The organism is Lysinibacillus sp. FSL L8-0312, from assembly GCF_038003285.1.
GTDB lineage: Bacteria > Bacillota > Bacilli > Bacillales_A > Planococcaceae > Lysinibacillus > Lysinibacillus fusiformis_D.
In genome coordinates this window covers 187,690-201,280 of sequence record NZ_JBBOOV010000001.1, presented here as the reverse complement: position 1 = coordinate 201,280, position 13,591 = coordinate 187,690, and the positions used below count along the sequence as shown (strand labels likewise).

Sequence of the window (13,591 nt, the reverse complement as noted above, 5' to 3'; positions counted from 1 at the left end):
AAGTAAACAGTGTTCATTTTTAATTCTCTAGGTACGTTTTTCTATTTTAATCGTGCTATCTGATACTTCGAGCAGTCTATCCACCTCTTTTTCTGTTTTATCCATCACTTTGCACGTTCTATCCACTACTTTTTCTGTTCTATCCATCAATTTATGCATTCTATCCACTTCTCTAAGCGCTAAAAAAACGCCCACCGAAGTGAGCGTTTCAATTTAATTATTCATTTGTGCCTTTTTCCACATCATACGCGGTAATCCAATCACTGAAGCTGCCTACATATAATTGGATGTTTTCATAGCCTTCATCTGCTAGCACTGCATATAACGGTGAGGCTGTCACGCCGCTACCACAGTAGACGACAATCTGCTCATCAGGCGTAACTTTTTGGCGTAATGCGTCGTTCGCTTTTAATTGGCCGTCTGTCTTTAATTGCTCCCAGTCAAAGTTTTTTGCGGTTGGAATATGGCCTGCTACCTTATCCAGTGGTTCCATTTCGCCACGATAACGTTCAGCTGCACGTGCATCGAGCAAGGTTGCTTGTACTTCGCCGTCTACTATTGCCTTTACCGCTTGGCGTGGCGCATATAGTTCATCCTTCCAATCAAATTCTATGATCGTTGGGGGATATTTTATAATATCCTTGGTGAACGGAATTTTTGCCTCTAGCTCAGGGGCACCGCCATTGACAATCACTACATTTGGGAAACCAGCGTATGTCAGCATCCACCAGGCGCGCGGAGCGAACGGGGCTGCTCCCTGGTCGTAGACAACAATTTGATCTTCATAGCGTAAACCTAATTCTTGAAATACGGAAGTCAACTTTTCTTTGCTCGGCATCGGGTGACGGCCGTCCTTACTGTCCATATCGGATAACTGTTGTTCTAAATCAATATAAATAGCACCAGTTGCATGTCCTTCTTCAAATGCTTTTTTTCCAGCTTCTTTGTCCAGAAGATCGAAGCGAGCATCGATAAAACGGACGCCATCAAACTGTATTTCATCCACTGATTTGAATACTCTTCCCATATAAATCACCTCATGCGTATTGTAATTGTGCGTAAATTGCTTTCCAAGAAGCTAAACGGCTCTCTTCTTGTAAGGCAAGTCTTTCTGTCTCAATTTGTTCAAGCGCTTGATGATAAATATATAAACGTAATTTTTCGGCTTCCTCTGCAATAAACGTAATGGCCCATGTCATAAGAAAAACTTTCTGTGCATCTAAATAATCTTGTGCATCTGGTTTTGTTACAGCTTCCAGCGCCTCGCTCAACTTTATTTTTTCATTCTTCTCAAAGAAAGCTTTTTGATTGCGGAAGTGAGATTTTACGCTAGTATATTTTGAAATATCTGTGAATGGCCCTTCAAAATCCAGTAAATTTGGCTCTGAAGATTCAAAGGTTAGGAACGAGAAGCTTCTATTCAACTCTTTCAGCTCACGCACCTCATCTTTGAAGCGTTGTTGCATTTTCTTGCCTATGAACTGTGATAAACGGAAGTTTGTGACACGCATTTCTTGTGTAAAATCAAAACGCAAGCTTTGCATCACTTCCTTCAGTGCATGCTCCAATGCTTGCTGTGCTGGCATCGCAGCAAATGTCGAAGGATTATAACCTTCCTTAAAGAACTCAGGATAACGATAATAGACACGTTGGAGAACATAATACAGGAGCTCATCAAGCTCTTGCTTTGTTTCACTCTCTAGCATGCTTGTATTGAGCACGCTGAACTTCGATTGGATATGTTGTTCAAGTGTTGTTAATTCCTCTAAACGCTCATCTTTACGTTTTAAGTTTTCCTCCGTTTGTGCGATTAAATCGGCTAAACGTTGCTCTGTTTTATCGACTTCTTCTGCAAGAGCCTGTACTGCTAAGGCACTTAATTCATCATTTAAAAATGTATGGAAGTCGCTTTCGAATGGTGGCATGCCAGATGTTAAATCAGCACCTTCTACTTTTTCTTTTAATGCTAAAAGACTGGATACCCCATACAGTCGTGGGAAACGAATGCCAAAACGTTGTAACTCTGAACGAACATAGCCTTTTACGTCTTCCTGTTCTTCTTCTGTTGTTGCTAAATCAATGGCATTTACAATAAAGAACATTTTATCAAGTTCAAATGCATCCTTGACACGACCAAGCTGAATTAAAAACTCACGGTCAGCTTTAGCAAAGGCATGGTTATAGTACGTAATAAATAGGATGGCATCAGCATTACGAATATATTCAAAGGCTACACCTGTATGACGAGCATTAATCGAGTCCGCTCCTGGTGTGTCAACAAGTGTCACACCCATGCGTGTCAATGGGCTATCGTAATAGAAATCAATATTATCAACAAAGCATGATTTGTTTTCTTGCGCCACAAATTTTTCAAATTCTTCACGGCCTACACGAATGATCGTACCAAGCTCAGATTTAAATGTTGGATAGCCTTCCTTATAGGCACGAATAAATGACTTATGAACATTTAAACGTTCATCCGTTAACTGAACGGCAAGCCCTTCATCAGCACGATTATAGGCTTCCTCCAACGAAGCTACAGACAAGCCAATTGCCGCATACGAGCCTTGAATATCCTCTAGCATTTGCTCGGCTGTTTTAAGCTGTACATCGGCCGTTTCATGTGGATGCTCTGGTGTTACTGGACGAATTTTATTGATGGCTGCTGTTGTTGGGTTCGGTGATACAGGTAACACCTTTGCACCCATTAAGGCATTGGAGAAGGATGATTTCCCTGCACTAAATGCGCCAAACAAAGCAATCGTAAAATCTTTTTTCTGTAAACGTTCCACTTTATTTTCAAGGTAATGGGCAACTTCTGCAAAGCCTTGAACCTCTTTGACTGCATTGGCTGTATGCAGTGCGCGATTAATCACACCATCGATTGGAAGAGTCGTTGCACTGATGGCTTGCTGCGTTTCCTCTTGTTCGATGACCTGCTCTTTTGGCTTCAGCATGGACTCATCAAACAAACGAATATCGGCTAAATCTTGCTTAAATGACTGTGCCCAATTGGCTAGCTGCTGATTCGCAACTTTACGGATTTCATTGCTCGCTTGATGCATAATGCTTGCACTATATTGCTGATAGCCTTCGATTTCAAGCACTGCCTTAATTGCATCCACTTTGTCTTGCATACCCGCCATTTTTAATTTTGATGGTGCAGCCGTTTCTGTTGCCACAGCTTCAAGCGTTGTTGCTTGCGCATTTTTCCAGCTATCTGTTTCCTGAATAAAGTAGCGCTTCGTTGCCTCCGCGACACGGTTGGCGAAGTTTAACACAGCATCACCTGTTAACAGGGCACCAGTTTGAACTTGCTGCTCAATCAATGAAAAAGGTAAGTCAAATACATAGGCATCAATGGCGGAAGCACGCTCTTCATTTAATGCACCTACATCTTTTAATGCTTTTTTCATAAGTCCTTTTAAATGCCCAGTAATTTGTGCATGAACGACGTTCTGATAGGCACTATATGCATCCTCTTTACGACGGTTACGTTCTTCCTCTGTTTTTTTCTTCGCTGTAAAGAGTCCCCCTACTTTAAAGCCCTCCTGCACACTTTCTAAATAAAGGCGGAGGCGATCACGTACATCAGCTGGCATGATGGCTGCATTGGCTAGTAGTTCCTTCCGTTGCTCCTCAAATGTTTCGTTCCATGCCTCTACTGAGAATAATTCAACTTGACGATTTAATTTATTGTATTGCTCTAAAATATCTTGATGGTGTGCCCAGTCGTCCGCACTTAAAATTTCTTCATCAATAGTTAAACGATCCTGTCTTTCTTCCATTAAATAATGGTCATGCTCACTTTGCAGTAAACGCAATGTATTCGTTGCCGTTTGTACAAGCTGCTCCTGCCAATCATTCATACTGTCCATCACGATGTTCTTTACGACCTCAAAATCATTATGTGGATGTTCAGGCTCTCTCAATGATGTGAAAAATACACCCTTCGGCACAACGCCCCATGCGGCAAAGGATTGATGAACCGTTGCTTTAAAGTCTTCAAAGCTCAATTCATTATCTTTATGCTTATCAATCATATTGACAATTAAATAAACGTTTGGATTGTATTTCATTAATTGCTTTGTAAATTGGAAATTCAGTTCCGACTGCACATGGTTATAATCCATTGTATAAAATACGATATCTGCAATATGGAGCGCCGATTCCGTTGACATACGGTGTGCATCATCTGTGGAGTCTACTCCTGGCGTATCCATGACAGTAACGCCTAGTGGTAGTGTAGAGGCACTGTGCCCAATTTCGATTTGTGACACTAAATCCCCATTCTTACTAAGCTCTTTTACTGTTTTAAAATCATAGCCTGCCTCAAATTTCACAGGCTTTTCATTGTGCATATAGACAATTGCAAAATCTTCCTCTGATTTATGCACTTTTACGATATTCGCACTTGTTGGAATTGGACTAGATGCCAGTAAGTTTTCACCAGACAGCGCATTAATCATACTCGACTTCCCAGCAGAGAAATGACCCGCAAAGCCAATCACATACTCTTTTTGCTGAATTTTTCGAGCAAAAAGAGAGGTTTTATCCATGCGTTCTGTATCACCATTATGCTGATAGATTATGTATTGCAAAGAAGCTTGCTTTAATAGCTCCTCCAATTGTTGTTCAAAATCTTTCATGAAACCAGTTACCCCTTTTTCGTTAATTATTCATAATTAGTATTCTACCTTATTCAACTAGCAAAGTATAACACTAATTTACGGTAAAAAGCATGTATGCCAACGTTTCTATCCTAATAAGTCCCATCATAAAATCTTGATGATCCGAAATAATCTTCCTCAAATGATAGATGGTCAACTAGTTCTCTTGCTATTTTCTTCATATTTTATAGTAAATGTATTCGGGGCAAAGGTTATTTTTTAAGAATGGAGTGTGATCGCACATGCTGAATCCTAAGTCTCATCGAATCATAGAAAAAAGTTGTCCGTGTCACTGTGAGGATCGATTTTTCTGGCCCCGTATCAAAGCAACAAACGGCACGCCCATCGTCCCTCCTCCTATCGTTCCAGAGGGCACTATTTTGCCGATTATCCACCGCTATTTTTATATCGTCACAGCCGATCTTGATCTAACAAATGGGGTCACGCTGCCAGCGACTCTCTTCTGGAATGATAATGCTGACAATATTACAGAGTTTACCCTCTTCTCGCCAAACGGTTACGTCAATCTTTATATTAATGCGGTGATGCAAGAAGGTGGCATTTACACCATAACACCAGCCGCCTTAACAATCGTATCCTACAATGCCACTTTGTATAGAGGCACACCCATTATCATTGAATCGCTTGGCTTTATGACAAATTAATATCCAAGAAAGGAGGTGAATCATATGGCACTTTCCATTATTAATATTCATGTCAATGTCACAGGTACATCTACACGATTTTTTAACGTTTTAGCTGCACCTCTTGCCATTACAGATGGTACTACAGTCGCTGCTACAACTTTTTTAGATGATAGCGGTACAGCGGCAACTGCATTTCCAGTAGTTACAAACGGCTACTATAATTTATATATCAATGGCGTTCTACAGGAGGGTGATGCTTATACAGTTTCTGCAACTGAAGTTACATTCAACACTGTTACAGCATCACTTTCTGCTGGTACACCAATTGTGCTTGAAGCAGTTGAATTAGTCACAACTACCTAACCTAACTAATATAGATGCCCTAAACTCTCTTAGGGCATCTATTTTACAATTGTAGTAGCTCTCTGAACCTTACAATAGTCTAGCTCATGACGCCTATCTCCATGAATACATAGAGTTTAAGCAGCCACTTTTATTTTTTAGATTGCACAGACAGGCTTCACCATGAAATAAAGACCCTAAAGGGCGTAAATCGGTGGTACTTTCCATTATCAATAGTCATGTTAATGTAACAGGTACTTCTGCTCTGTCCATTGATTCACAGAAATCTAAGTCACTTGAAGAAAAAATTTACAGGCAATAGACTTCGAACCAATACTTCTAACAAAAATGAAAACTGTTCGGAATATTGTACAAGGTGGTAGTTTGGATTCCCCTGTTAAAATAAGTAAAAAAATAATGAAAACCGAAAACTCTGATTCTTTGTCTATTAGGCTTAGATTGGGTCTTTTTTTTATTCCAAAATCAAAGGACACTTAATTAATACATTGTAAGTACATGAAACAAAACAATGGTACTCAATAATGGACGAGTTTTTTTAAGTGGCATAACCGTTGCTTTTTTGTCAACAATTTTAGGAAAACAGGCACCAATTGTCAACATAAATAATATGATATAAAAAAATAAGGGGTGTAAGCTGTGACTTGGTTAATCATTTTAGCTTTTACGCTTTCATCAAGTATAGATAATTTAGGCGTAGGGCTCTCTTACGGGATTCGAAAGATACATGTTAGTTTTGGGAAAAATTTATTAATAGCAATTATATGCTTTGTTATGAGTATGGGAGGCATTACGTTTGGGGTTTGGCTCTCGACTATTCTTCCAGGTATGCTTCCTGTAATCTTTGGAGCCTTATTGTTATTTATCATTGGAATTCGCATCATTCTTTTAGCTAAACCACGTAAAAATGAACCTTCAAAAGAGGCGTTACAGCCCAAAAATGGGCAAAGTATTTTTAAAAACCCTGAGGAAGCTGATTTTAATAAGTCTGATGAAATCGGCTGGGGAGAATCTATACTTCTTGGTATTGCATTATCAGCAAATGCACTTACAAATGGTGTGGGCGCTGGCCTACTCGGACTTTCACCTGTTGTCATTTCGTTAACAGCTGCAATCGGGAGCTTTATTACTGTTTGGGCAGGAGTCAAATTAGGAAGTAAGGTCGCTGATGTTCAGGTTAGTTCATTTACTATAGGGCAATTTGGCACAGTAATTAGTGGTTTGTTGATGTTACTGCTTGCTTTTGCAGCATTTTATTAATATTGTGTTGACATTTTGTCAACACAATATTACACTTCTGTACAACGGTAATTTTCCATTAGACAATCATTAAGGAACTAACAGAAGGGAGAATCGAATATGGCAGAAAATAGAGAAAGTACTACTCTAGGTTTATTGTTGAAAGAATTACTAAAAGAACGCTCATTATCCATGCGGAAGTTTAGTGAACTTACAGGGGTCGATACAGCTACGATTTCACGGATTATCAATAATAAACGAAAGGCAACACCTCAACATTTAGAAAAATTCGCTGAATGTCTTGGTATTCCTTTCATTAATCTTGTTGAAGCTGCAGGGTATCCTATCGAACAGAGACATGAAGAGTCTCAATCAGATATTCATACTTCTGTTGATGCAATACAGACTTTTCTTAAGGCTTCTAATGTTTATGACAATCAATTTTCAGTGCAAGATGTTGAAAAAAAATTAGACGATTATGGATTATTTGCTCAAACAGAAGAAGGAAAAAATACAATTCATAAGAGTTTTAACGAAAAGATTCAGAGTGTAGGTAGCGTTGGACCATTTATTAGCAAGTTGAAAGAGTTATATGAAAAATTTACAACAAATAAGGGTACACTATTTGAATTAACAATAATTGGAAGTACATTATTGTATTTTATTATTCCAGTGGATGTCATTCCGGATTATCTATTTCCTATTGGTTATTTGGACGATGCGATAGCTGTACAACTTACTGCAAAAGGTTTGTTAAAAAATAACTGATAGGTGGATTAATTAATTTATGAAACATAGTAAAACGAGCCGTAGATGGCTAAGAAATTCGTTTTTAGCATTTGCATTGATCATCTCAATAGGGATTGTTTATTGGATATATCAGTACAATAGTGGATTGGCTATGGCAGAAGACGATATCAATAAAGAAGATGAAGAGACTTTTGAGCCATTCAAAGGTGTAGACCCGCAATTTGGTGAGATTAATGTGCTATTGATAGGCAGTGACTCTAGAGGAGACGAAGGTAGATCTGATGCTTTAATGATTGCACACTATAATCAAACTACGAATAATGTAAAAATCGTTTCGATTATGAGAGATACGTATGTTGACATCCCAGATTACGGGATGAATAAAATAAACGCTGCATTTGCTTTTGGAGGCCCAGAACTTGTAAGGAAATCAATTAAGCAGAATTTTGATATTGATGTCAATTACTACGCTATCGTTGATTTTGAAGGATTCCCTAAAATTGTGGATCTTCTAGCACCAAATGGGATTGAAGTTGATATCCCTTATGAAATGTCATATGGAATTGGTATGACATTATTTCCTGGAGAACAAACTTTACACGGTGACCAGTTATTAGCTTATGTACGATTCCGCCACGATCGTTTAAGTGATTTCGGGCGAGTTGAACGCCAACAGGAAGTTATGACAAAGGTCAAAGAACAAATTAGCTTTCAAAGTTTAATAAATTTACCCAAAATACTTGGTGTTGCAGAGGCATATATCGATACTAATATTGACAATAAAACCATTCTTGCTATTGGGAAAGGTTTAATGGATGGGAAATCTAATGGTGTGGATACTTTACGAATTCCTGTCGCCAGTTCTTTTGACAACAAACATGTAAATGTAGGCGCAGTGCTAGATATTGATTTGGAAAAGAACAAAAGTGCATTAGAAGAGTTTTTATCATCAGAGGACAATGTACAAGTGACTAAATTAGAAGGAGTTTCATCTTAGAGAGAATATGAATATAGATTATCAACTTTTCAAACTACTAAACCAGTTTGCAGGAAAATATCCGATTTTAGATCAACTTGTCCTCTTGTTTTCAAAGTATGGGCCCATTCTATTTGGACTGGTATTTATATGGCTATGGTTTTCAAAATCCCAAAATCAGCAGGAAAATAGAAAAATAGTATTATATGCATTAACGATTGTTATTCTTACACTTGGTATAGATAAAATTATAGAAATGGCGTATTTTCGACCTCGCCCATTTGTCAATCATAGCGTAACATTATTACTCGAAAAATCAACTCTGGATCCTTCATTTCCAAGTAATCATGCTGCTGGTTCATTTGCCCTGGCATTCGCTTTGTTTTGGAAACGAAGAAAAATGGGCACTGTACTCATCCTGCTGGCCTGCTTAATGGCCATTTCAAGAATTTTTATCGGTGTGCACTACTTTCTAGATGTGTTAGCAGGCGCATGTATTGGATTAGGGGTAACTTACATAGTTATGTTACTAGGTCGTCTTTTTGAATCTACCTTGCTACGCAAGAAAATATATGCAAAGTAAGAGGTCTTTAGATTTAAAAAGTTCGCAATGGATGCGAACTTTTATATGCCCCAACCATCATTGCATAAAAAAACCTCGCTGCAATTATTGTGTTTGAAGCTGCAAACTATCTAAATAAAATGGATGCCCTAAACTCTCCTTAGGGCATCCATTTTACTATTATAGTTGCTGTCTGAGCGCGGCAATTTTTTTTGCATAGTCTAGCGCACGGGGGCCATCTCCATGAATACATAGAGTTTGAGCAGCGACTTTTATTTTTTTAGATTGCACAGACAAGACTTCATTGGCCGTTAAAATACCTTTTACATGTATCAGCATTTCTTGCTCTGTTTGTATTAAGGCATTAGGCTCCTGTCTATCCACTAAAGTGCCATCATCGTTATAACGTCGATCCGAAAAAACTTCCTCATATACTTGAAGCCCCTTGCCTCTTGCAATCTCTACGATTTGGCTACCAGATAAACAATATAAAATAAGCTGTGGATTAAGATCATAGACTGCATCGACGACAGCTGACGCTTTTTCCCGATCATTTACGCATTGATTATAGAGTGCGCCATGTGGCTTAATATGATGGAGCATGCCTTTTTCAATTTGAACGAAGGCTTGTAATGCGCCAATCTGATAGACCATCATATCATAAATTTCTGCTGCGCTAAATGCCATGTTTCGACGACCAAAGCCCTCTCGATCAGGATAGCCTGGATGTGCACCAATATGAACATTTTTACGAATGGCACTGCGAACAGTTTGATGCATCAACGTATGATGCCCTGCATGATAGCCGCATGCTATATTAATGGATGTGACATAGTCCAATATTTCTTCCTCTTTTCCTGTTAGAAAAGCATCATCATATTCAGCTAAATCACAGTTAATATCTATTGGCATCCTCTTACCTCCAGTGCAAATCGTATCGTGTTAAACATACGCATTTGAGCTACTTTATGTAAATCGTCTTCATGTACCGTCGCAATAATAGGATAACCCCCTACCGTTTGGGCATCGGCCATTAAAATGATAGGATGACCGCTTGGCGGCACTTGAATGGTGCCGAACTGGGTCGCCTCTGACAAAATATCTTTCATTTCTTGCAGCTGTAAAACAGTTCCCTTTACGTAATAGCCCATGCGATTACCACCAATAAATTGAAAAGCATTTTGTAAAAAATGGTGTTGACTCTCTTCCCTAAATAAATGAAAATGAGGGCCTTTCAGCACTCTAACTGAAATAGCACGATCAAAAGTTGGACGATATGGCGCATAAAGACCTCGATTATAATGGAATGGCGCTGAGTCTTGCCCATACAAAATGCTACCTTTTGTGATGTTTGTTCCTAGTTGACCAAGTGACAGGTTTGAGCGACTACCAAGCTTAACTTGTGAAGTAAACCCGCCAAGAGGTGTCAAATAAACAATCGCGCCTTGATTCACATGTTTAATCACCAACTGATCGCCATTCATTAAGTGGAATGTTTTCCACATCTCTATCGGTGTATTATTGACCAAGCATGTACAATGTCCACCTGTTAATACATAGACTCCATCTGCCAATGCCTCAAATTCAAAGCCACCCACAAACATTTCAAAGGATGTTTGGTCATGAGGATTTTCTAAGATTAGCTGTGCTGCTTGAAACGATACTTTGTCCATCGGTCCAGATAACGGAATACCAAATGCCCGATAGCCAAATCTACCTTGGTCCTGTAGGCTACCATAGACACCTTGTTTAGTGACGAGCAGAAGTGGCTTCAATCGCTACACTCCTTTGCTTTTCATTTCCCAAAACTGTTGTTTAGTTATTTCATAAAATTGAACTTCATCGCCAAGAGCCAATAAAAATGGCTCTTGGCGATCAACATTAAATAAATCTAGAGGAGTTTTCCCGATAATATTCCAGCCACCTGGTGACTCAACAGGGTAGATGCCTGTTTGCCTACCGCCTATACCAACAGAACTAGCTGAAACAGTAGCTCGTGGCTTCTTTAAGCGTGGTACACACAACTTAGTATCTAATTCACCTAAATAAGGAAAACCTGGTAAAAAGCCCATAACATAAACATAATAGCTTTTCGATAAGTGTAATGTTTTAAAGTCTTCAAATGATAAACCTGTATAGTTCATGACTCGCTGCTTATCTAAGGCAAATTCCTCATCATAGCAAACGGGTATTCTTAAAATTTTCTTCGTTCCTTCTGCCATTGCTGTGAGAGTTTGCATCTCTAGCCAATGCCCTCTCAATGAATCGATATCTAGAGGCTGTTTGACATAGGCTGTAACTGTATGATAGCTTGCAACACTTTCGACGAGATTATGCTGTAGCTGCTGTTTCAGAAACCGATTAAATGCTTGGACTGCCTGAAAGTTGGCGTGGGAGATTTCCTCCTTGAATGCAAAGCGAATAGTATGTTGGCTAATCCACATCGCATGAGGAAATTCAATGATTGGTTGCACGTATGCTCTCCTCAATACAAAGCTTTACCGCAGCTATTAAATCTCGGATATGCCAGCCAGGAATTTTGCCATGTTGGATGGCCAGGTCAAATGATGCCGGAATATGAATAAAGCCAGCACGAACCCCTTCGTGTTGCTGTGCATAAACAAGTCCTTCATACATAATATTATTGCATAAGTACGTACCTGCAGTATTTGAAATTTCTGCTGGATACCCCGCTGCCTGTAAGCGATTCACCATATTGCGAATCGGTAAATTCGTTAAATAAGCATCCGCTCCATCCTTATCAATGCTTTCATCGACCGGCGTGTAGCCATTATTATCAGGCTCACCATCTTTCACATTAATGGCAATGCGCTCTGGCGTTATTTTAAAACGCCCTCCTGCTAATCCTAAAGAAATAATAATTTGTGGCTTTACTTCCTCTATATACTGCTTTAATTGTTCCGCCGATTGCTGAAAATCTACAGAAAGAATTCGTCCAACAATGCGATAGTCTCCTATTGTTTCTCCATCTAAATTTTCGACAATTTGCATCGTTGGATTTATTTTATAATGAAGGAATGGCTCAAACCCCGTTACTAATAGTTTTGTCATGTTAGTCACCTGATTTCTTTATGTATAACCCTAAAGGATTGGCTTTATTTTACAACAATTTTCTGAAAAAATAAATATTTCTCTTCATTTGGGCAAGTAAAAAGAGTATGAAGCGCTGATGCTCCATACTCTTTTGGCTGTAATTATTTCAAATGTGCAGTCGCCTGTTTCATGACGTATTTCCCAACACCAATATAGATCACTACAGCTGCTCCAATCAATACGAATGTCATTGCTAACCGCTCCTTTTCATATAAATTATGTATTTTTTTATTAGGCTTTCAGACCATCTCATTGAATTTGAAAATCATTCTCATTATTATATTATAAATTTCACGTTAATTCGTCAAGACATACTTTCATCTTACCCTTTTTACATGGTAAGATGTAGAAAAGTCGGAAAAAGGATGCGGTAATGATGAGTAATTCGAAGTACTTTCAAACTATTTTAAACGGGACTATTCACGCTTTAAAATCCATTCTTCCTATGGATATAGAAGTAAAGTCGCCTAGTATTATTTCTGAACCCTTTCAACAGCAGCAAATGGGCGTATTAATTGGTTTAATTGGAGATGTAAAGGGTCGCGTTATCATTGATTCATCCCCCGATGTGTTTAGCGGGATTGGGAGTACCATGTTCGGTATGCCACTGGAGGGAGAAATGCTAGAATCCTTTACTGGAGAATTTGGTAACATGATTGCAGGAAATTTATGTACAACTGTTGGGCAAGAAAGCTTAGAAATTGATATCACTCCTCCAACCGTGATGGTGGGCAATACAAAGTTATACGGCTTTGAAAAAGCATTTGTTCTCCCAGTTTCGGTTCCAAGCATTGGTGCATTAACAGTTCTATTAACCATCGAGGAAGAAGGATAAAAAACTAGAATGGATCATTGTATGCAAAAGCCTACAGCCTTCATGTATAGGTAGAAAAAACGGGAAGGAATGTGCAAGTCTTTCTTCATCTATTGTTTTTATTAAAATTAAGCAAAATATAATAAGATAACAAGCTCTCTCAATGACTTTTGAGATGGCTTGTTTTTTTCTTTTTTTAATTCTTCACACTTTCTTCACATAATACGTGTAGAAGTGTGATTTTTTTCACATCAAAATGCTATGGATTTTTATATGATGACAGTAAGAAACACAACAATAAAAAGCGTAGGAGGGGCAAAAATGGCAAACAACAAAAAGAAGTCAGATGAAAATTTAAAAGGTTCACTCTATGCAGTTTTTGGAGTTGGTATTATCATCATTTTACTTTGGGTGTACTGCTTCGATTTGTTCATTGGAAGATTTTAATATATAAAGAAG

The 13,591-nt window shown here is 38.6% G+C and carries 15 protein-coding genes; 8 read left to right on the top strand and 7 right to left on the bottom strand.

The genetic code is table 11. The features are described 5' to 3' along the window. Positions 1–27 precede the first annotated feature (27 nt). The 3 genes from MHI22_RS00990 to MHI22_RS00980 are packed head-to-tail and all read right to left on the bottom strand — an operon-like array spanning position 28 to position 4,649. On the bottom strand, positions 28–159 hold the full coding sequence (locus tag MHI22_RS00990; RefSeq protein ID WP_340810821.1) for a hypothetical protein: 132 nt from the start codon (positions 157–159) through the stop codon (positions 28–30). A gap of 58 nt (positions 160–217) precedes the next feature. After that, complete coding sequence (locus MHI22_RS00985) at positions 218–1,027, bottom strand: sulfurtransferase (protein ID WP_340810819.1); 810 nt, start codon at positions 1,025–1,027, stop codon at positions 218–220. A gap of 10 nt (positions 1,028–1,037) precedes the next feature. After that, positions 1,038–4,649, bottom strand: a complete 3,612-nt coding sequence (locus tag MHI22_RS00980; RefSeq protein ID WP_340810818.1) for a dynamin family protein — start codon at positions 4,647–4,649, stop codon at positions 1,038–1,040. Between the two features lie 401 nt (positions 4,650–5,050). On the opposite strand from MHI22_RS00980, the gene MHI22_RS00975 reads away from it, so the two are divergent. From MHI22_RS00975 to MHI22_RS00950, 6 genes are all read left to right on the top strand, one after another. After that, the gene (locus tag MHI22_RS00975) at positions 5,051–5,335 is read left to right on the top strand and encodes a DUF4183 domain-containing protein (RefSeq protein WP_340810817.1); all 285 of its coding nucleotides are present in this window, start codon (positions 5,051–5,053) and stop codon (positions 5,333–5,335) included. A 24-nt stretch (positions 5,336–5,359) separates the two neighbouring features. Next, positions 5,360–5,680, top strand: a complete 321-nt coding sequence (locus tag MHI22_RS00970) for a DUF4183 domain-containing protein (protein WP_036118284.1) — start codon at positions 5,360–5,362, stop codon at positions 5,678–5,680. Positions 5,681–6,316: 636 nt separating this feature from the next. Then, a complete protein-coding gene (ytaF, locus tag MHI22_RS00965) occupies positions 6,317–6,937 on the top strand; it encodes a sporulation membrane protein YtaF (RefSeq protein WP_036118287.1) in 621 nt (206 codons plus the stop codon). A gap of 99 nt (positions 6,938–7,036) precedes the next feature. Next, complete coding sequence (locus MHI22_RS00960) at positions 7,037–7,684, top strand: helix-turn-helix domain-containing protein (RefSeq protein WP_036118291.1); 648 nt, start codon at positions 7,037–7,039, stop codon at positions 7,682–7,684. Positions 7,685–7,703: 19 nt separating this feature from the next. Continuing rightward, a complete protein-coding gene (locus MHI22_RS00955) occupies positions 7,704–8,663 on the top strand; it encodes an LCP family protein (protein ID WP_338653553.1) in 960 nt (319 codons plus the stop codon). A 7-nt stretch (positions 8,664–8,670) separates the two neighbouring features. Further along, positions 8,671–9,225, top strand: a complete 555-nt coding sequence (locus MHI22_RS00950; RefSeq protein ID WP_058845111.1) for a phosphatase PAP2 family protein — start codon at positions 8,671–8,673, stop codon at positions 9,223–9,225. A 159-nt stretch (positions 9,226–9,384) separates the two neighbouring features. Here the strand turns inward: MHI22_RS00950 and MHI22_RS00945 are convergent, their stop codons facing one another. Genes MHI22_RS00945 through pcp form a run of 4 tightly spaced genes read right to left on the bottom strand, consistent with a single transcriptional unit; the run spans position 9,385 to position 12,276 of the window. After that, positions 9,385–10,116 (bottom strand): 5-oxoprolinase subunit PxpA, encoded by a 732-nt coding sequence (locus tag MHI22_RS00945; RefSeq protein ID WP_036118299.1) that lies wholly within the window; start codon positions 10,114–10,116, stop codon positions 9,385–9,387. Continuing rightward, positions 10,107–10,979, bottom strand: coding sequence for a 5-oxoprolinase subunit C family protein (locus MHI22_RS00940; RefSeq protein ID WP_340808751.1), 873 nt, complete (start codon positions 10,977–10,979; stop codon positions 10,107–10,109). The genes MHI22_RS00945 and MHI22_RS00940 overlap by 10 nt, the downstream gene beginning before the upstream one ends. 3 nt (positions 10,980–10,982) lie before the next feature. Continuing rightward, positions 10,983–11,678, bottom strand: a complete 696-nt coding sequence (gene pxpB, locus MHI22_RS00935; protein ID WP_036118314.1) for a 5-oxoprolinase subunit PxpB — start codon at positions 11,676–11,678, stop codon at positions 10,983–10,985. After that, a complete protein-coding gene (pcp, locus tag MHI22_RS00930; protein WP_058845108.1) occupies positions 11,662–12,276 on the bottom strand; it encodes a pyroglutamyl-peptidase I in 615 nt (204 codons plus the stop codon). Before pcp ends, pxpB begins: the two co-directional genes overlap by 17 nt. A 418-nt stretch (positions 12,277–12,694) precedes the next feature. On the opposite strand from pcp, the gene MHI22_RS00925 reads away from it, so the two are divergent. Both MHI22_RS00925 and MHI22_RS00920 read left to right on the top strand, forming a co-directional pair. After that, positions 12,695–13,153 (top strand): chemotaxis protein CheX, encoded by a 459-nt coding sequence (locus MHI22_RS00925; RefSeq protein WP_036118321.1) that lies wholly within the window; start codon positions 12,695–12,697, stop codon positions 13,151–13,153. 300 nt (positions 13,154–13,453) lie between these two features. Further along, positions 13,454–13,579, top strand: a complete 126-nt coding sequence (locus MHI22_RS00920; protein ID WP_255358839.1) for a hypothetical protein — start codon at positions 13,454–13,456, stop codon at positions 13,577–13,579. The last annotated feature ends 12 nt before the right edge of the window (positions 13,580–13,591 follow it).